Annotated in this window: 19 protein-coding genes; 9 read left to right on the top strand and 10 right to left on the bottom strand. The window is 64.3% G+C overall.

Going from position 1 to position 18,137, the window contains the following annotated elements; genetic code table 11:
• Nucleotides 1–15: 15 nt before the first annotated feature.
• Together ABIB99_RS17810 and ABIB99_RS17805 are read left to right on the top strand one after the other, a co-directional pair.
• Nucleotides 16–885 (top strand): substrate-binding domain-containing protein, encoded by an 870-nt coding sequence (locus tag ABIB99_RS17810; RefSeq protein ID WP_354176853.1) that lies wholly within the window; start codon nucleotides 16–18, stop codon nucleotides 883–885.
• A complete protein-coding gene (locus tag ABIB99_RS17805) occupies nucleotides 885–1,802 on the top strand; it encodes a DUF1932 domain-containing protein (protein ID WP_354176851.1) in 918 nt (305 codons plus the stop codon). Before ABIB99_RS17810 ends, ABIB99_RS17805 begins: the two co-directional genes overlap by 1 nt.
• 19 nt (nucleotides 1,803–1,821) lie before the next feature.
• Here ABIB99_RS17805 and ABIB99_RS17800 read toward each other — a convergent pair whose 3' ends face one another.
• From ABIB99_RS17800 to ABIB99_RS17790, 3 genes are all read right to left on the bottom strand, one after another.
• Complete coding sequence (locus ABIB99_RS17800) at nucleotides 1,822–2,133, bottom strand: hypothetical protein (protein WP_354176850.1); 312 nt, start codon at nucleotides 2,131–2,133, stop codon at nucleotides 1,822–1,824.
• Between the two features lie 153 nt (nucleotides 2,134–2,286).
• On the bottom strand, nucleotides 2,287–3,492 hold the full coding sequence (locus ABIB99_RS17795) for an amidohydrolase family protein (RefSeq protein ID WP_354176847.1): 1,206 nt from the start codon (nucleotides 3,490–3,492) through the stop codon (nucleotides 2,287–2,289).
• A 73-nt stretch (nucleotides 3,493–3,565) separates the two neighbouring features.
• Nucleotides 3,566–4,804, bottom strand: coding sequence for an amidohydrolase family protein (locus tag ABIB99_RS17790; RefSeq protein ID WP_354176846.1), 1,239 nt, complete (start codon nucleotides 4,802–4,804; stop codon nucleotides 3,566–3,568).
• Nucleotides 4,805–4,953: 149 nt separating this feature from the next.
• Here ABIB99_RS17790 and ABIB99_RS17785 point away from each other — a divergent pair, with 149 nt between their 5' ends.
• Nucleotides 4,954–5,370, top strand: coding sequence for a nuclear transport factor 2-like protein (locus tag ABIB99_RS17785; RefSeq protein WP_354176845.1), 417 nt, complete (start codon nucleotides 4,954–4,956; stop codon nucleotides 5,368–5,370).
• Here the strand turns inward: ABIB99_RS17785 and ABIB99_RS17780 are convergent.
• Nucleotides 5,367–6,125 (bottom strand): GntR family transcriptional regulator, encoded by a 759-nt coding sequence (locus ABIB99_RS17780; protein ID WP_166094703.1) that lies wholly within the window; start codon nucleotides 6,123–6,125, stop codon nucleotides 5,367–5,369. The two genes, ABIB99_RS17785 and ABIB99_RS17780, sit on opposite strands and share 4 nt — an antisense overlap.
• Nucleotides 6,126–6,321: 196 nt before the next feature.
• Between ABIB99_RS17780 and ABIB99_RS17775 the strand changes: the two genes are divergently transcribed.
• The 4 genes from ABIB99_RS17775 to ABIB99_RS17760 are packed head-to-tail and all read left to right on the top strand — an operon-like array spanning nucleotide 6,322 to nucleotide 10,488.
• Nucleotides 6,322–7,179, top strand: coding sequence for an ABC transporter ATP-binding protein (locus tag ABIB99_RS17775; RefSeq protein ID WP_354176844.1), 858 nt, complete (start codon nucleotides 6,322–6,324; stop codon nucleotides 7,177–7,179).
• The gene (locus tag ABIB99_RS17770) at nucleotides 7,179–7,955 is read left to right on the top strand and encodes an ABC transporter permease (RefSeq protein WP_014496070.1); all 777 of its coding nucleotides are present in this window, start codon (nucleotides 7,179–7,181) and stop codon (nucleotides 7,953–7,955) included. The genes ABIB99_RS17775 and ABIB99_RS17770 overlap by 1 nt, the downstream gene beginning before the upstream one ends.
• Before the next feature lie 40 nt (nucleotides 7,956–7,995).
• Nucleotides 7,996–9,021 (top strand): ABC transporter substrate-binding protein, encoded by a 1,026-nt coding sequence (locus ABIB99_RS17765; RefSeq protein WP_354176842.1) that lies wholly within the window; start codon nucleotides 7,996–7,998, stop codon nucleotides 9,019–9,021.
• 27 nt (nucleotides 9,022–9,048) lie between these two features.
• A complete protein-coding gene (locus ABIB99_RS17760; protein ID WP_354176841.1) occupies nucleotides 9,049–10,488 on the top strand; it encodes an amidohydrolase family protein in 1,440 nt (479 codons plus the stop codon).
• Between the two features lie 65 nt (nucleotides 10,489–10,553).
• Here ABIB99_RS17760 and ABIB99_RS17755 read toward each other — a convergent pair whose 3' ends face one another.
• Genes ABIB99_RS17755 through ABIB99_RS17735 form a run of 5 tightly spaced genes read right to left on the bottom strand, consistent with a single transcriptional unit; the run spans nucleotide 10,554 to nucleotide 15,073 of the window.
• Nucleotides 10,554–11,693 carry an ABC transporter substrate-binding protein gene (locus ABIB99_RS17755; RefSeq protein WP_166352383.1) on the bottom strand — a complete coding sequence of 380 codons (1,140 nt, stop codon included), beginning with the start codon at nucleotides 11,691–11,693 and terminating at the stop codon, nucleotides 10,554–10,556.
• Nucleotides 11,694–11,713: 20 nt separating this feature from the next.
• Complete coding sequence (locus tag ABIB99_RS17750; RefSeq protein ID WP_354176840.1) at nucleotides 11,714–12,691, bottom strand: branched-chain amino acid ABC transporter permease; 978 nt, start codon at nucleotides 12,689–12,691, stop codon at nucleotides 11,714–11,716.
• Entirely contained in the window at nucleotides 12,688–13,542 is an 855-nt protein-coding gene (locus tag ABIB99_RS17745) for a branched-chain amino acid ABC transporter permease (protein WP_063983925.1), read from the bottom strand. Before ABIB99_RS17745 ends, ABIB99_RS17750 begins: the two co-directional genes overlap by 4 nt.
• Nucleotides 13,539–14,282, bottom strand: a complete 744-nt coding sequence (locus tag ABIB99_RS17740; protein ID WP_063983924.1) for an ABC transporter ATP-binding protein — start codon at nucleotides 14,280–14,282, stop codon at nucleotides 13,539–13,541. Before ABIB99_RS17740 ends, ABIB99_RS17745 begins: the two co-directional genes overlap by 4 nt.
• Complete coding sequence (locus tag ABIB99_RS17735) at nucleotides 14,279–15,073, bottom strand: ABC transporter ATP-binding protein (RefSeq protein ID WP_354176838.1); 795 nt, start codon at nucleotides 15,071–15,073, stop codon at nucleotides 14,279–14,281. Before ABIB99_RS17735 ends, ABIB99_RS17740 begins: the two co-directional genes overlap by 4 nt.
• Before the next feature lie 351 nt (nucleotides 15,074–15,424).
• Between ABIB99_RS17735 and ABIB99_RS17730 the strand changes: the two genes are divergently transcribed.
• On the top strand, nucleotides 15,425–16,333 hold the full coding sequence (locus ABIB99_RS17730) for an amino acid ABC transporter substrate-binding protein (protein WP_014496061.1): 909 nt from the start codon (nucleotides 15,425–15,427) through the stop codon (nucleotides 16,331–16,333).
• Nucleotides 16,334–16,343: 10 nt separating this feature from the next.
• Here ABIB99_RS17730 and ABIB99_RS17725 read toward each other — a convergent pair whose 3' ends face one another.
• On the bottom strand, nucleotides 16,344–17,570 hold the full coding sequence (locus ABIB99_RS17725) for an MFS transporter (RefSeq protein WP_354176836.1): 1,227 nt from the start codon (nucleotides 17,568–17,570) through the stop codon (nucleotides 16,344–16,346).
• 92 nt (nucleotides 17,571–17,662) lie between these two features.
• On the opposite strand from ABIB99_RS17725, the gene ABIB99_RS17720 reads away from it, so the two are divergent.
• Nucleotides 17,663–18,136 carry a MarR family winged helix-turn-helix transcriptional regulator gene (locus ABIB99_RS17720; protein WP_028146632.1) on the top strand — a complete coding sequence of 158 codons (474 nt, stop codon included), beginning with the start codon at nucleotides 17,663–17,665 and terminating at the stop codon, nucleotides 18,134–18,136.
• Nucleotide 18,137 lies beyond the last annotated feature (1 nt).

The following is an 18,137-nucleotide window of genomic DNA, read 5'->3' as shown; positions in this document are numbered from 1 at the left end:
CAGCGGAGCGGGCGGATGGATCGTCTCAAGTTGAAGGCTGTGCTCGGCAGTCACCCTCACGTGCAGGCGGTGAAGGGCGGCGAGCTCCGCTCCAACCTGTTCGACCTCGATTTCATCGCGTACACGCCGACCAACACGGCGTTCAAGCCGATGGTGCGCGAGCAGGCGTTCGACGTCTGCGAGATGGCGATCGTCACCTATCTGATGGCGAAGGCGCATGGCAAGCCGCTGGTGCTGCTGCCTGCCACCATGCTCGGCCGCTTCCAGCATTCCTACGCGCTCTACAACCCTGCAAGGGGAGTGCTCGGGCCATCCGATCTCGAAGGCAAGCGCGTCGGCATCCGCTCGTTCACGACGACGACGGGCGCATGGATCAGGGGCATTCTCGCCAACGACTACGGTGTCAATCTCGACAAGATCCGCTGGATCACCTTCGAGGATCCGCACGTTGCCGAATATGTCGACAGCACCGAGCGTGCGCCGAAGGAAAAGAAGATGTTGCAGATGCTGATCGACGGCGAGCTCGACGCCGTCCTCGGCGAGGCCTCTGATCATCCCACGTTGACGCCGCTATTCTCCGATCCTGCCGCAGAGGCTGCCAAATGGTACACCCGTCGTGGCGTCGTCCCGGTCAATCATCTCGTGGTCGTGACCGAGCAGCTTGCGAGATCGCGCCCCGACCTGGTCACAGGCATCTATGATCTCCTGAAGCGGAACAAGGCGCAGGTGGGACCTGCGGCGACGCCCGACCTCGTTCCGTTCGGGATCGAGGCGAACAGAAAACCGTTGGAGCTGATCGTCGACTACGCATTCCAGCAGGCGCTGATCCCGCGCCGCTATGCGGTCGAGGAGCTGTTCGACGAGACGACACGAGGATTGAATTGATGGCAGGTGATCCCAGGCGCTGGCAGATCGGGCTCGTCGGCTACGGCGAGGTCGGCAGGATCCTGGCTGAGGATTTGCGGCAGCAGGATATCCAGGTAGCCGCTTACGACATCAAGCTCGCAGGCGAGCACGGCGCTCCGCTGAAGGAGCATGCGGCGAAGTTCGGCGTGACGCTGGCCGTGTCTCACGCCGAGCTGACCGCGAAATCCGATTTCATCATCTCCGCGGTCACGGCGAGCCAGGCCGTGCCTGTTGCAAAAGCCTGCGCGGCTGCGATCAACCAGGGCACCTGGTTCCTGGATTTCAATTCGGCCTCGCCGGGTGCCAAGCAGCGCGCCGCCGCTCTGATCGACGGCGCTGCAGGACGCTATGTCGAGGGCGCCGTGATGACCTCGGTGCCGCCTTATCGCATCAAGGTGCCGCTGCTGCTCGGGGGCCCCGGCGCTAGGGAGCTGGAGCCGCTGCTGAACGCGATTGGCTTTGCGGCCAAGGTTGCGAGCGACAAGCTCGGCGTGTCCTCGGCGGTGAAGATGTGCCGCAGCATCATGATCAAGGGCCTGGAGGCCATGGTCATCGAGAGCTTTACCACCGCGCGCGCCTATGGCGTCGAGGATGCGGTGCTGGCCTCGCTCGCGGAGACGTTTCCGGCGATCGACTGGGAGAAGCAGGGCGCCTATTGCTTCCAGCGCGTGATCGAGCACGGCCGTCGCCGCGCCGAGGAGGTGCGGGAGGTCGCCGAGACCGTGCGCGAGGCGGGGCTGACACCGTGGTCGGCGCAGGGCACCGCCGAGCGGCAGGCGTGGGTCGCCGATCTCGCTGATGACGGCCTGTTCGGCATCAAGGGGACGAAGGAATTTGCCCGCAGCGCCGATTGGCGTACCGAGGCGGATCGCATTCTGGCGAAGATCAAGCGCTGAGATCCAGCGCGCATTCAGCTCAAGACTCTGCCGCCGCCGCGTAGTCCGAGAGTTCGTCGCGCGCGAGCTCGATCAGGCTGATCAGGCTCGTGGCTTCGCGGACGACTTCTGTGGTGCGCTCGGTGCGGAACTCGGTGAGAATCGTGCGAATGCATTTGTCGGCCGTATCGAGCGTCAACAGCGCGCGGGCCATGTCGTCCTGCGTGTGGATTGCCGATATGTCGATGCCCGACAGGACTTCGCCGATGCCGGTCAGTCGCTTGATGGCCAACTCGGCGGGCGTGTTGGCCCGAATGGAATGGTAATCGATACTGCTGAACGCGCTGAACATTCCATACTTCCCCAAGAGAACGCAGATGTCAGTGCGGGTCTTAGTATGATCTCCTTGGCCCGTCGTGCAATGCGCGTATTTACGGTCAGGGATTCTACCGGATTGGGGAGTGAGGAAAGCTAGCGGTATAATCGAACGGAAAAGATCCGATCATTAGTCGCGCTTCCCGACAATCTTACCGTCGCATGCGACGAGCTTGCCTTCCTTGTACACGGAGCGCCCTTGCGGCACTCCGACAACGGCTTCAGGAATATGCTCGGCATTCAATGTCACGAAATCGGCCTTGGCGCCGACGCGCAGGCCATAGCCTTCGAGCCGCAGCGCCGTTGCGCCGGATACGGTGACGACATCGAACGCGACGCGCAGTTCTTCGTCGATATTGAAGCCCGAGCGATAGCCGAGCGTCGTGGCCCGGCGCAGCATGTCGCCGTCGCCATAGGGCCACCAGGAATCGCGGATGTTGTCGTTGCCGCTGAAGACGGTGACGCCGGCATTGCGCAGGGCCAGGATCGGCGGGAAGGGCCGGGCGCCCGGCGCATTGGTCATGATCGCGACGCCCGAGCGGGCGAGGGTGTCGGCGATCTTCTTGAGCTGATCCATGGGGATGTCGCCGAGCCCGTAGGCATGGCTGACGGCAACGCGTCCCTCCATGCCGAGCGCGCGCGTGCGCGCCGCGATCTGCTCGATTTCGAACGCGCCCAGCGTGCCCATGTCATGCAGATGGATGTCGACGTCGACGCCGTGCTTGCCGGCCACGCCGAACACGACGTCGAGATGCTTCTCGACGTCGCGATCGAAGCTCGCGGGATCGAGCCCGCCGACGAGGTCGGCGCCGAGCCCGATGGCCTCGTCCAGCAATTGCGGCGTGCCCGGGCTCATCAGGATGCCGCTCTGGGGGAAGGCGACGAGCTGGATGTCGATCAGGCCCTTGTATTCCTCGCGCACGCGCAAAATCGTCTCGAGCGATTTCAGGCCGACCGAGCCGTCGACCATGACGTGGCTGCGCATCTGCGTGGTGCCGTGGCCGATGCAGAGGTCGAGCTGGTTGCGTGCGCGCACATCCATCGGCGCTGATACGGCCACGTTCTGGGCCTGGAAGGCGACGCGCTCATGCACGTCGAACCCGTTGGTGCATGGCTTGTGCGGACGCCAGGCGTCGCCATAGAAGCTGGTGTCGAGATGGATGTGGCCTTCGACGAAGCCGGGAACGACGAGGACGTTGCCGAGGTCGATGGTCTCGTTTGCGGCGGGACGTTCATCGACGGACGTGATCGCGGCGATGCGGCCGTCGGCGATGGCGATGTGATGCCGGGCTCCGCCGTCGAAGCGCGCGTTCAGGAAGATCGTGTCGAAGGCCATCCGGTTGCTCCGTTGGTCGATTGTGATGATCATCGCGCAAGCTGCGGGTAGGGCGCAAGGCGCGGAAACTCGGTCAGCCAGGCCCGAACAACGTAGGCCGCTGCCGCTCAAACGTCTGCCGGCCAGCCTTGAAGCCCATCACGATGTCCGGCAGCTCGGCGATAGCGAAGCGGCTGTCCTGGGTTTCGAGCACGACGAGATCGGCGGGGTTGCCGACCTTGATGCCGTAATCGCCAAGGTTCATCAGCCGTGCCGGCAGTTCGGTCACGAGATCGAGGCACGTGTCGAAGTCGCTGACCGACGCGTGCGCGACGTTGGCGTAGAAGTTCGCCATCCGCAGCAGCGAGGCGTCGCCGAACGGCGTGAACGGGTTGAGCACATTGTTAGTCGCGACCGAACACAGCACGCCGTCGCCGGCGAGCTTGTGCGCAAGCGTCAGCCCGCGCGGCACGTTGTGGGTGGCTTCGCGGCCCATCAGATAGAGATCGGTTGCGGGCAGCACAGTGACGGCAACGCCTGATTTCGCCAGCTGCGCGGTGGCCGCCTTCATCCGCTCCGGCGGCAGTGCCGAGAGTTTTGTCGCATGGCCGATCGCCACGCGTCCTCCGTAGTTGCGCCGCTCGGTCTGGCGGCAGACCTCGTCGAGGTGCCACCAGGAGGGGTCGAGGTCGAAATCGAGATGGAGGTCGACGTCGACGTCGAATTCCTGCGCGAGATCGAAGATGCGCGCGAGATGGGCGTTGGGGTCGGTGTCCATATAGGGGCAGCCGCCGATCGCATCGCCGCCGTCGCGCAGCGCCTGCACCAGCAGCTCTTCGCTGCCGGGGTCGTTGGTCAGGCCTTCCTGCGGGAAGACACAGAGCGACAGGTCGATCGCCCAGGCATAGTCGCGCTTCAGCGCCTTGACGGCCTCGAAGCCGCGCAAGGCAATGCGCGGGTCGATCTCGACATGGGTCCGCATGCGCGTCGTGCCGTGCACGATGGCGCGTTCAAGCACCCGGGCGCCGCGCGCGTAGACGTCCTCGACCGTGAAGTCCTTCTTCATCCCGGCAACGGCGCGGATCGCCTCCGAGACGCTGCCGTGATTGTGCCCGCAGCGGCCGAGCAGGCAGGCCTTGTCGAGATGGATGTGGGTGTCCACGAACCCGGGCAGGGCGAGGCGCCCGCCGACATCGACCTCGACGGCCTCGCAGGCAAGCTGCGGCTCGATCGCGGCGATGCGGCCGCCCTTCACGCCGATATCGACGGGTGCGGCGGATGATCGCAACAGCGTGTTGCGGAAGATCAGGTCGAAGGCGGGTTGGGCGGTCATGGCGTCGGATTCAGCTGTGGTAGCCTAGCGGAAGCTGTAGAAGCTGGCAGCTCCAGATTGTGTGCAGTTATGCCACCAAATTGTCCAAAAAATGTGCATGCACTTTGGGGCGTGAATTGTAGAATGCCGGCACCTCGGAGAGCCCCACCATGTCTGTCCCCGCAAAAGCCGAACGCTCGATGACCGACGCCCAGATCGTGGAGGCCTATCTCACCGCCTCGATGATACCCGATCCCGATGCGGCCGCGGCCTATATGAAGCCGGGCACGGTGATCACGTTTACCGGCGGGCGCGAGTTCGATCATCCGCGCGGCCCGACCGGCTTCAACGCAAAACGCTACCGCTGGGTCAAGAAGAAGATGGACCGGTTCGACGTTTGCCCCGGCGCGGACGAGACGGTCGTCTATAGCGTCGGCACGCTCTATGGCGAGTGGATGGACGGCACGCCGTTCGAGGGCAATCGCTATGTCGATCGCTTTGTCGTGCGGGGTGGGCAGATCGTGAAGATGGACGTCTGGAACGACAGCGCCGAACGTATCCTGGTCCAGCGCGGGATTGAGGCCTAACCCCTGCGGGCTACTTTCGGCAGCTTGACGACGCGGTCGCTCGTCACTTCATCCGCATAAGGCGCGAGAATATCGAGCAGGTCGCGGCCACGTTGCGGGGTGGGGGCCACCAATGCACGATTGGCCACGGAATCCAGATGATGATGCATCAATTGCATCACCTTGGCTTCGTCGCCCTTGGCGAGCGATGCGATGATGGCGCGGTGCTCGTTGATCGCGCATTCGGTTGAGTGCGGTCGGCTGTAGAGCGACAGCGTCAGGCAGCAGCGATAGGCGACCTCGCTGACATAGCGCACCAGGATCGGGCTGTTCGTCATGTGTGCGAGCAGGATGTGGAATTCGGTGGCGAGCCGGATCGAAACTGCATCCGTGCCGCCGCGCGCGCGGTCCTCGGCGTCAACATGGGCATTCAGCTCGGCGATCTGGCTCTTGCTCAGCTTGCCCGCGAGCTGGCGGACGACAAGGCCCTCGAGCTGGATGCGGATGTCGAAGGCATCGCGCGCCTCCTGCCAGCTCGGCGTTGCCACCACCGCGATCCGGTTGCGGCGGAGTTCGACGAGACCTTCGGCAGCAAGCTGCCCCAGCGCGTGGCGCGCAATGGTGCGGCTGACGCCGAAACGTTCGCCGAGCGCATCCTCGGGCAGCTTTGCACCGGGCTCCAGCGCCTGCTCGATGATCGCGCGCCTGAGTGCGCGGCAGATCACGCCGACCTTGTCCGATGATTCAGACGTCTTGCTGGTGGTGCGCGCCGCCATCGGCGAATCCTTGCGGGGAGGGTCGAACACTCTTTAGCACAACTCCGCGCCAATCCAGCGCTCCAATTGCATGCAGTTTGGCGTCTGGATTGCCTAAATCGAATCCGGCCGTTTGGTGCGTCGTTTGGCCAAACCGTCGATTTTACGGGGCCGGTCGATTGGCACCCAGCTTGCATGCAGTTTGGCTGTGATGCGCATGCAACCCAACGCCCAATTTGACGGCCAGCCTGTTCCCGAAGGCTCCGGCCCTGTTGCCATCGAGCTGTCCGAGGCCTCCGTGACCTTCGGGCGCGGCGACCGCGCCGTGCCCGCCCTGTTGAAGACGACGTTGCGGATCGCCGACGGTGAGTTTGTCGCACTGGTCGGCCCATCCGGTTGCGGCAAATCGACCATTTTGCGTCTCGTCAGCGGCCTGGTGCAGCCGACCAGCGGCGTCGTCATCGTCGGTGGCCGCGAGGTCGCGGCACGGGCGCTGCGGGTCGGCATGGCCTTCCAGAACCCGACCATGCTGCCGTGGATGACGATCGAGCGGAACATCATGCTGCCGCTGAAGATCGTCGAGCCGTTCCGCTCAAATTTCCGCAAGCTGCGAAAGACCGAATTCCGCGACAAAGCTAACGCGCTGCTGGAGCAGGTCGGCCTTAGGGGATTTGGCAACCGCTATCCCTGGCAGCTTTCCGGCGGCATGCTTCAGCGCGCCAATCTCTGCCGTGCGCTGATCCATGAGCCGCGCATGCTGCTGCTGGATGAGCCGTTCGGCGCGCTCGACCAGTTCACCCGCGAGGAGCTGTGGGCGATCCTCCAGAACCTCTGGATGACGCACAAGCCGACGGTGCTGCTGGTGACGCACGATTTGCGCGAGGCCGGTTTCCTGGCCAGCCGCATCTGCGTGATGAGCGCGCGTCCCGGCCGCATCCTCGACGACAGCCGAGTTGAATTCGCGCGGCCGCGCACCGTCGCCATGACCTTCGAGCCGGATTTCGTCGCGCTGAACCAGAAGCTGCGCGCCTTCATCGAGGATGCGCGCAGTGCGGCCCAACAGGGGACAGGCTGATGTTCGGGATCGATGTCAGGCAGAAGGCGTGGTCGGCCGGGCTGATCGTGTTGTTCTTTGTCGCCTGGGAGCTGTTCTGCCTGATGACCGGCATGTCCGACCTGGTGCTGCCACGGCCGTCGCAGGTTTTTGTCACGCTGTTCCAGCGCTTTCCGGTGCTGTGGCCGCACATCGTGCAGACGCTCGCGACCACCATGTTCGGCTTCGTCCTCGGCGTTGCGCTTGGGGTCGCCCTCGGCGCCATCATCGGCGTCTCCAGGACGGCCTATGACACCTGCTATCCGCTGCTGATCGGCTTCTCCTCGATCCCCAAGGTCGCGGTGGTGCCGATCTTCGTACTGTGGTTCGGCTCCGGCACGGTGCCGGCGGTGCTGACGGCGCTGTCGATCTGCTTCTTCCCGATCGTCGTCAATATCGCTACGGGCCTCGCGACCACCGAGCCCGAGCTCGAAGACGTATTGAAGGCGCTCGGCGCCAGCAAGTTCGACATCCTCTGGAACGTAGGTTTGCCCAGGACCATGCCGTTTTTCTTCGCCTCGCTGAAGGTCGCGATCTCCTACGCCTTCGTCGGCGCCGTGCTGTCGGAGACGGTCGCCTCCAACCGCGGCATCGGCAATGTCATGATGACCGCGTCCTCCAATTTCAACGTGCCGCTCGTGTTCGCCGGCCTGTTCGTGCTCGCCGGCCTCGGCGTCGCGCTCTACGCCGTGTTCTCGCTGATCGAAGGGCGCGTCACCGGCTGGGCCACGCGCAAGAACGACGTGATCGCCACCTGAATTCTTGAACCGTCACGCAACGAAGCTTGAGGAGGTCTCGATGTTGAGAAAAGTAACTGTCGCGCTGCTGGGATTGGCTCTGTCCGCGGGCGCCGCCGTGGCCGAGGAAACCACGATCAAGTTCACGCTGGGCTGGAAGACGCAAGGCAGCGATGCGGCATTCTTCTATGCCAAGGACAACGGCTATTTCAAAGAGGAAGGCCTCAATGTCGTCATCGATCAGGGCGAGGGCTCCGGCGCCACTGCCACGCGCGTGATGTCGGGGGCTTATGACGCCGGCTTTGGTGACGTTAATGCCATCATCCAGAATGCCTCGACCAAGCCGCAGGAGGCGCCCGTCATGGTCTATATGATGTGGAACCAGCCGCCGTTCGCGATCGTCGCCAAGAAGACCAGCGGCATCAACACCATCAAGGATTTTGAGGGCCACACGCTGGGCGGCGCGCAGGGCACTCCGACGACGCGGCTGTTGCCGGTGTTCACCCGCAAGAACGGGCTCGACGGCGAGAAGATCAAGATCTCCAATATGGCCCCGAACCTGCAGGAGCCGATGCTGATCAAGGGCGACATCGACGCCGCGCTCGTGTTCAACATCACCAGCTATTTCAACCTGGTGCTGAACCGCCAGGACCCCGACAAGGATTTCAAATGGTTCTCGTTCGGTGAGTACGGCCTCGACCTCTACTCCAACGGCGTGATGGTCTCGAAGAAGCTGATCGCGTCGAACCCGAAGGCGGTGGCCGGGCTCGTGCGCGCCATCAACAAGGGCGCGATTGCAGTGGCCAAGGACCAGAACGCCGGCATGAAGGCGGCGCTGAACTACGACAATCTGATCGACGTCGCCGTCGAGAAACGCCGGCTGCAATATTCCTTCGACAAGCTGATCGTCTCGCCCGAGATGAAGGAGATCGGCATCGGCGACATCAAGGACGACCGCATGACGCGCGCGATCGGCATTGTGGTGGAGGGCTATCAGCTCGCCCGCGCGCCGACACCCGCAGAGGTGTTCTCTCGCGAATTCCTGCCGCCGCGTGCGGAGCGGGAGCTGGTGTATACTGCCAACTGATCTTCACAGATCTTTGGAGAGACCGTCATGGCCACGGAGATTGCGGCAACCAGCCTGTTCCGTGGCCCTGATCTCGGTGTGACCGACAATGTCGTGCTGCGGTACGATAACGGTATCATCACCGACATTCTTGAAGGAGCGGGGCCTGCTGGCGGGCCTCGCTCCTTCGTCATTCCTGCCTTCGTCAACGCCCATGATCATGCCCGCGCGACCGCATCATCTTTCGGCGCGGTCGGCATGCCGCTCGAAAGCTGGATCCTGCGGACCGCGCTCGGCACGCCGGTCGATCCATATCTGACCGCGGCCTCTGCACTGGCCCGTTCCGCCAAGGCTGGTTGCGCGGCGATGATGGTGCACTACACCCGCCCAAGCGGGACGATGCCGTTGCTCGATGAAGCCAAGGCGATTGCGAGGGCGGCATCCGATGTCGGCATCCACGTGGCATTTGCCCTCGCGGTGCGAGACCAGAATCCAATCGTTTATGGCGATGCCGAGCCGATTCTCTCCGACCTCCCCAGTGACGACCGCAAGACCATCGAAGACCTCTTTGTCCGCGCGCCGATGTCTCCGAAGGCCTATATCGAGCTGACCGATGCGATTGCCGCCGCCATCTTCGGCCCGATGGTCGACGTGCAGCTTGGACCCGCCGGCGTGCAATGGTGCTCGAAGCCGCTGCTGGAGGCGGTCGCCGAGAACTCGGCGCAGACGGGCCGCCGCATTCACATGCATCTGCTGGAGACCGTCTATCAGCGCGCCTGGGCCGACCAAAACTTTCCGGACATGGTGCGTTGGCTGCGCGATATCGGCTTCCTCTCGGAGCGGCTGACGCTGGCGCACTGCATCCACGCCCGTCCCGATGAGCTGGAGATGATCGCGGCCTCCGGCGCGCGCATCGTCACCAATTTCAGCTCGAACATGCATCTGCGCTCGGGGCTCGCCCCGATCGCCGCCGCACACAAATGTGGCTGCGCCATCGCGGTCGGCGTCGACGGGTTGGCGCTGGACGAGGACGACGACATCCTGCGCGAGATGCGGCTGGTGCAGATGGCCCATGGCGGCCTCGGCTTCAGGGCGACCTGGACGCCGGCCGAGATGTTCGCGCTTGCTGTCCGCAACGGGCGTCGTGCCACCGGCGCGCCCGGGAGCGGCGGGCTCGTCGCAGGCAATCCCGCCGATTTCGTCGTGATCGACCTCGACCGGCTGGACCGAGATCAGATCATGCCCGTCGACCCCATGGCGCTTCTGTTCGCGCGGGGCAATGCGTCGCTGGTGAAGGAGGTCGTCGTCGCCGGCAAGACGATCGCGAAGGACGGGGCCTGCATGGGCGTTGACCTGCCGGCCATCGAGCAGGAGTTGCGGGCGATGTACCGCGTCAATGTCGGCAAGCTCGGAAGTTTTCAGCGCATGTGGCCGTCCCTATCGGAGCGCGTCTCCGGTTGGTTCGAGCAGCAGCTCATTTGCGAGTAGGAGGCGACCAGGGAAACGCCCGCCTGACGATCGGGCGAGCGCTTCCAATGGCACGAATGCCGTCGTTACTGCAATGCCTTGAGCTTGGTGTTCTTGCCGTCGACCACCTCGAAAACGACATAGCGAGGCTGCATCTGGCCGTTCGGCAGGAATTGGACGTCGCCGAACACGGTGCCCTTGACGGGCTTGCCGCGGATCGCCTCTGCCACGGTCTTGCGATCGAGCGACTTGGTCTGTTCGACCGCCTGCGCCCACACCTGCACGGCGGCGGCGCCGAGCGCGGCGCTCTTGTCCGGATCAACGCCGTAGGCCTTCTTGTAGGCCGCGACGAACGCTACGCTCTCCGGCTGCGTCGTGAACGGCGGCAGATCGGGGAAAAAGATGTCGGCCGATATCACGCCGTTGTTGGCGTCGCCGGCGACCTTGTACACGGTGCTCAGCATGATGCCGACGGCGCCGACGAAGGTGGATTTTATGCCGGCCTGGCGATACTGGTCGACCAGCGCGGGAAGGCCTGAGGAATTCGACGAACTAGTGACGATGACGGCGTCTGGATTGGCGCCCTTGATATTGGTCAGCTGGACGCGGAAGTCGGTGTCCTTGAACGCGAACTTTTCGGTCATGATGACTTCGCCCGAAAAGTTCATCTTCTTGAACTCGGCCTCGACGGCGGTCTGAAAGCCGTTGCCATAGACGTCGTTCTGGGTGAGGAACGCGATTTTTTTCGCCTTCATCGTCTGGGCGACGTATTTTGCGATGACTTCCGCGTCGAAGCCGTTCGAGCTGTTGATGCGCATCGCGTAAGGGTTCGTCTCGCCGCTGAGGATCAGATCCGACTTCGAGACCGCGGTGAAGTCGAGAATGTTGCCGCGGGCAAGAATCGGCTGCATCGCCAATGTGACCGGTGAGTTCCAGCCTTCGATGACGATGTCCGCCTTCTCGGCAACCATCTCGTTGGCGCGGCTGACGCCGACCGCGGGCGTGCTCTCGTCGTCCTTGGAGATCACCGTCAGCTTGCGGCCGAGCAGGCCGCCCTTGTCGTTGATCTGTTGGACCATCAGCTTGACGGCGTTGGTCACGGTCTGGCCATCAGGGCCGGCGCCGCCGCTGAGCGGAAAGATGGTGCCGACCTTGATGTCCTGCGCCACGGCTGGCACAGATGCGAGACCCAACAATAGCGCGAGAGCCAGTTTCGTCTTGTGCATGCGCTTCCTCCCAATGCGTTCTACGTCTTCTTGGTGATACGGCGGTAGAGGCCCACGAGCCCGGCGGGCCAGAAGATCAGGACGAGCGCCAGCACCGATCCCAACACGATCTTGTTCCAGTCGCCGCCGAGCGACAGCAAGTTCTGCTGGGCAATCAGGAGGGCGGTGCCGATCAAGGGGCCGAGCAGGATACGGCGCCCGACCAGCACGATCGCGGTGAGCATCATGACGAGGAAGTAGGACTCGAACATGTCGGGGCCGACATAGGCGCGCTGATAGGCGTAAAGCCAGCCGGCAAGCCCGGTGATCGGTGCCGAGATCACGAACACGGCGAGCCTGATCCGGCGCGGATCGACGCCGAGGCTTGCGGCCAGCGCGGGGTTCATCTGCACCATCAGCGCGGTGGTGCCCAGCCGCGAGCGGCGGAAGCGCGCGATGAAGGCGAGGGTGAGCAGCAGCAGCGCGAAGGCGATCGGCCAGAGATCTTCCTGCATCGCGCCGGAGAAGTTGGTCACGAGCAATGGGAGTTTCAGCGGCGGAATGCCGACGATGCCGTCGGACCCACCGACGGCGTCCCAGTTGAACGCGATCTCGTAGGCGACCACGGCGGCCGCATAGGTCACGAGGGAGAACACGAACTCGCGGGTCCGCAAGGTGACGGCGCCGAGGAAGGCCGCGGCCGCGAGGCACAGCGCGATCGTCGCGGCCGCCGTCGCCCAGCCGTTCAGGCCGTATTTGACCGAGAGGTTCGCGGCCGCATAGCCGCCGATGGCCCAGAACACGGTGTGGCCGAGGCTGACCTCGCCGAGATAGGACAGCACGATGTCGGCGCCGTAGCACATCACCGCGAAGATCGCGATCGTGGTCAGCGTGGAATAGGCGACCGAGGTACCGCCCAGCAGGCGCGGCAGGAAGAAGCCGATCACGACGAAGGCCGCAACTACGGTGAGGCGCAGGAACGGGATCGAGGCGGGCTGCGGGGATTCGATCGCGGTCATTTGGTTGCAAGCCCCGCGGGACGGATCACGAGCAGCGCCAGCAACAGCGCAAAGGCCGCCGCCGTCGTATAGGCCGGCGCGACGAACGCGCCGAAGAAGGCGGTGAATAGGCCGAGCCCGAGCCCGGCCGCGAGCGCGCCGCCGATCGAGCCGATGCCGCCGAGCACGACCACGACAAAGGTCATGATGACCTCGTTGAAACCCATGCTGGTCAGGATCGGCGAGCGGGGCGCCACCAGCGCCGCCCCCAGCGCGACCGCGGAACATTCGAACACGAAGACGCCGAGATAGACGAACTTTGCGTTGATCCCGAACAGCTCTGCGAGCTTCGGGTCCTCGGCGACGGCGCGGATGACCGAGCCGAAGCGGGTTCGCTGGGTGAACAGCCAGACTGCGCCGTAAAGAAGAAGGGTTACGACCAGCACCAGCACGTCCTGCCAGGTGAACCAGAGCGGACCGATGTCGATCTTGGCGCGCGCCAATGTTCCGGGCAGCGTCTGCGGATTGCCGCCGAAGATCAGCGCGCTGCTGCCCTGCAGGACGTAGCCGAGACCGAGCGTCACGATCATCAGGCTGGTCAGGTTCTGCGTCATGACCAGGCGCATCATCGCGTTCTGCATCAGGAGGCCGATCACGCCGAGCACGATGATCGCCACCAGAATGGCGAGCGGGTAGGGCAGGCCCAGTTTGGTGATGGCGTACCAGGTGACGAAGGCGCCGAGCATGTAGAGCTGGCCATGGGCGAAATTCACCAGTCGTGCGACGCCGAGCAAAATGGTCCAGCCCAGCGCGATGCAGGCATAACCGGAGCCAAGCACGATGCCGTTGATGACCTGCTGCGCGATATTCATGCCGGCGTTCCATCGGCGATGGTGCCGAGATAGGCCTCGATGATGCGATGGTCCGCGGCCATGACGTCGGCAGGACCTTCGCCGACGATCTTGCCGCGTTCGAGCAGGTAGAGGTGGTCGACCACCTTCAGCGCCGCCTTGATGTTCTGCTCGACCAGCAGCACCGGCAGGCCGCGATCGACCAGCAGGCGGATGCGGGAGAGCAGGTCGGTGATCAGCCGGGGCGCGAGGCCCGCGGAAGGCTCGTCCAGCATCAGCACGCGCGGGCCGGCGAGCAAGGCGCGCCCGACCGCGAGCATCTGCCGTTCGCCGCCGGAGAGTGCTGCGCCCTTGTGCGAACGGCGCTCGGCGAGGCGCGGGAAGAACTCGAAAACCTCGGGGATGGTGAAGAGATGCCGGCCGGTCGTGTCCGCGGGCGGCCGCACCAGTGCCAGGTTCTCGTCGACGGTCAGCTCCGCAAAGATGTTCTTGCCTTCCGGCACCAGCGTAAGGCCGCGCGCCACCCGCTCGTGCGCGGCGAGTTTCTCGATGCTGCGTCCTTCGAGCTGGACGCTGCCGGTGACCACGGCGCGGCCACGGGACCAGCCGGCGAGCGCATTGACCAGCGTGGTCTTGCCGGCGCCGTTGGCGCCGACGAGGCCAACCATTCGCCCCGCGGGCACGCCGATATTGACGCCTGACACCGCGACATTGCCTGCGTAGCGGACTGAGAGACCGTCGCTCTGGAGTACGCCGCTCATTCGTCGCGTCCCAGATAGGCTTCGCGCACGCGCGGATCGCGCTGGATGTCAACAGGCGTTCCCGTCGCCAGCATGGCACCCTGGTCGATCATGACGATGCGATCGGCAATCGACATGATGAGGTCCATGTGGTGCTCGATGACGACGAGGGCGAGGTTACGCTTGCGGAGGCCAATCAGGACGTCGGCGAGCTTCTTCATGTCGCCGCCGCTGAGGCCGGCCGCGGGTTCATCGAGCAGGAGCACCTTTGCGCCGGTGCCATAGGCGAGTGCGACCGAGAGCAGGCGCTGCACGCCGTAGGGAATGTCGCCGGGAAGGTGGTCGTGGTACTGTCGGGCGATGCCGAAGAAGTCGAGCAGTTGTGCGGCCGCCAGTTCGGCTGCGCGGCGCGTGGTGGCCTCGCGCCAGGGCGCGAACAGGGATGTGGCGAGATCGGTCGAGAAATCGCGGAAGATGGCCGAGACCGCGTTCTGCAGGACGGTCAGCTCGCCGAAGAACGAGTTCTGCTGAAAGGTGCGGCGCAGGCCGCGGCCGGCGAGGTCGAACGTCCGGAGCGCCGAGACGTCGGCCTTGTCGAGGAATGTGTGGCCGCGATGGGTGACGGCATTGGTGACGGCGGCAAAGCAGCTGCTTTTTCCCGCGCCGTTCGGGCCGATGATGCCGAGGATCTCGTCGTTATGGACTGACCAGCTCACGTCGCGCAGGGCGACGAGCGCGCCATACTGCACGGTCAGCCCTTCGACGCGCAGCACCTCGCTCGCGCCGCGACGCGTTTCCCCGGAACTTGCCACCCGGCCGTCCATCCCTTGTTGTCCCGGCCGCGCTTACGGCAACCGGTTTTGGCGAGGCAGCGCACGGCAATCGATGTGGGATCAAACCGCAGGAGAGAGGCAGCCTCGCGAGAGGCAAGGTATTGCGCGCCAACTCTGAAAACTTGTGCTGACTGGTTGTCAGACCAGAGACGCCTGCGCTGCAGCGCGCTCAACCCTGACGGCGCGGCACGGTATTTTCTCCCGCAGTGGTACATACAAAACCGCAATAGCTGATAGACGGAACCTCGTCTGGCGATCATCCGGGCTGTGGGCTATGAACCCTGGAGTTGCGCTGCGGCGCAGCCCATGACCCCCTTGAGGAGCCCTGCGATGCGTCTTCCCACAATTATCCTGGCCGTCACATGTCTTGCGGGCGCAGCTTCGGCCGAGGACCTGTCCGGCACGCTCCAGAAGGTCAAGGAGACCAAGAAGATCACGCTGGGCTATCAGGAGGCCTCGGTTCCGTTCAGCTATCTCGACGGCAACCAGAAGCCGATCGGCTTTGCGATGGATATCTGCCTCAAGATCGTGGATGCCGTGAAGAAGCAGCTCGGCATGCCCGACATCGCCGTCGACACGCTCGCCGTGACGTCGTCAAACCGGATTCCGCTGATGGTCAACGGCACCCTCGATCTGCACTGCTCGGCGACAACAAACAACGCCGACCGCCAGAAGCAGGTCGCCTTCACCAACACGCATTTCCTCAGCGCGACCCGGTTTGCAGCCAAGAAAGCCGCGAAGATCAACACCATCGACGATCTCAAGGGCAAGGCCGTCACGGCGGTGGCAGGCTCGGTCAATCTGAATCAGCTCGCCAAGGTCAACACCGAGCGAAATCTCGGCATCAGAATCATGCCGGCCGTGGATCAGGCCGAAGCGTTCCTGCTGCTGGAAACCGACCGCGCTCAGGCTTACGCACTCGACGACGTCCAGCTTGCGGTCGCGATTGCGCGCTCGAAGGAGCCGGCGCTGTTCATGATCAGCGAAGAGACGTTCTCGAAGGCCGAGCCCTTCGGGATCATGCTGCGGCGGGAAGACGCGCCGTTCAAGGCGCTCGCCGACCGCGCCACCGCCGAGCTCTACGCGAGCCCGGAGATCGAGGTGCTCTACAAGCGCTGGCTGGAATCGCCGACGCCGCCGAACGGCCTCAACTACAATGTCCCGATGTCGGCGGCCCTGCGCAACGCCTTCAAGAAGCCGAGCTCGAGCTTCGATCCCGACGTCTACGTGGTGAACTGAGGCGAGGGCGCTAGCGCGCCCGCGGCGTGTCCAGTAACTGGCCCGCCAACGCCGCGCCGATCGCCGCGATGGCGGCCATAGCAAGCGCCCACGGAACGAACAGCCGATGACCGATCAGCGCGCCGCTCAGGAGCGGCGCGCTGATATTCGCGCCCGACATCAGCGACTGGTTCAGGCCCATAATCATGCCCTGACGATTGATCGCGGTCGAGCGCGAAAGCTCGGCCGTCAGCGTGCTGCGCGCGAACATGGTGCCGACGATGATCAGTGTCAGGTTGATCGCGAGCAGGCCGACATTGTCGCGGGCCGCAAGTCCGGCAAATCCGAGACCCATGCAAGCGAACGCGGCCATCACGATGCTGCGGTCTGACGCGATGATGCTCACACGCGTGATGAGCAGTCCCTGAACCACCATGTTGATGAAGCCGGCATAGGCGAACATCCAGCCGAGCTCGCGCGCGCCGAAGGGATGTCCATCCCAGGAGAACCGTGCCGACAGGAACAGGCCGATCTGCGACAGGAACATCGAGTTGACGAAGAAGAACACGATGAGCAGGCCGAGCAGCCGCCAGGCATAGCGCATGCCGAGCAGGCTGCGGGTCAGCGTCGGCTCGGGCACGCGATGCTGGTAGAGCGGCTCGGACGCCGGGTGATCCGGCGGGAGCAGGGCGATCGTCGCAACGATGCTGATCAGCGAGAGCGCGGCCGCGGCCCACACCGGCGCGGTCTGGCCGTAATGCACGAGGAAGCTCGAGAGAGCAGGGCCGAGCAGCAGCCCGGTTCCGATCGCACCGCTGGTCATGCCGAGTGCCTGCTTGCGTGTTGCCGGCGCGCTGTGCTCGGCGGCATAGGCGTGAGCAACCGAAATGTTGCCTGAGGTCAGGCCGTCGATGATGCGTGCCAGGAACACCAGCGTCAGGTTGCCCGCCAATGCGAGCAGGATAAAGCCGATGAAGGTCCCGATCTGGCTGACGACCAGAACCTTCCGCCGGCCGTAGCGATCCGAGAGCATGCCGACCACGGGGCCGGCGACGAGCTGGCAGGCGGCATAGACCGAGATCAGTGCGCCGAGCAGAAACGGCGTTGCGCCGAGCCGCTGCGAGTAGAACGGCAGCAGCGGCAGGATGATTCCCATGCCCGTCGCGTCCACAGCGACGACCACGAAGGTCGGGATCAGCGTCAGCGTGCTCTCGCCCGCTATCGTCTCCCTTGCCTCGGTCGCGGAACCCGGTCCCATCCAGCGCTGTCCTCGGTCGCATTTGCGTGATCGATTGCGACACGCCGGATTATATAGTTGCAGGCTAATAGTTCGCGTCCTATCTAATTTGCATGGCTCCCTCGCAGGCTCATATCCACGGTGAGATCGGCCGGCTGATCGCGCGACTGGCCCGCATCTGGCGCCGCGAGTCGGATCAGGCGCTGTCCGATCACGGCCTGTCCTATGCGACCGCGATTCCGCTGCTGGTGCTGTCGCGTCAGGGCGAGAACGTGCGCCAGGGCGTGCTCGCCGACGAGCTCGGCATCGAGGGGCCGTCGCTGGTCCGGTTGATCGATCTGCTCGAGGCCGAGGGGCTGGTTGAACGCCGCGAGGATCCGAGCGACCGCCGTGCCAAAACGTTACATCTGACCAAAGCGGGCGAGGCGAAGGTCGAAGAGACCAACCGGGTGCTGCGCCGGGTACGGGCGAGCCTGCTCAAGGATATCGGCGCGGACGAACTTGCGATAACCTTCGAAACTCTTCAGCGCATCGAACAGCGGGCCAGTCGCCTGCAGGACACCAAGACCGGTCCAGAGACGAAATAGC

Source organism: Bradyrhizobium sp. LA6.1, assembly GCF_040547805.1.
Taxonomy (GTDB): Bacteria; Pseudomonadota; Alphaproteobacteria; order Rhizobiales; family Xanthobacteraceae; genus Bradyrhizobium; species Bradyrhizobium barranii.
This window is presented reverse-complemented; position numbering and strand designations above follow the sequence as displayed.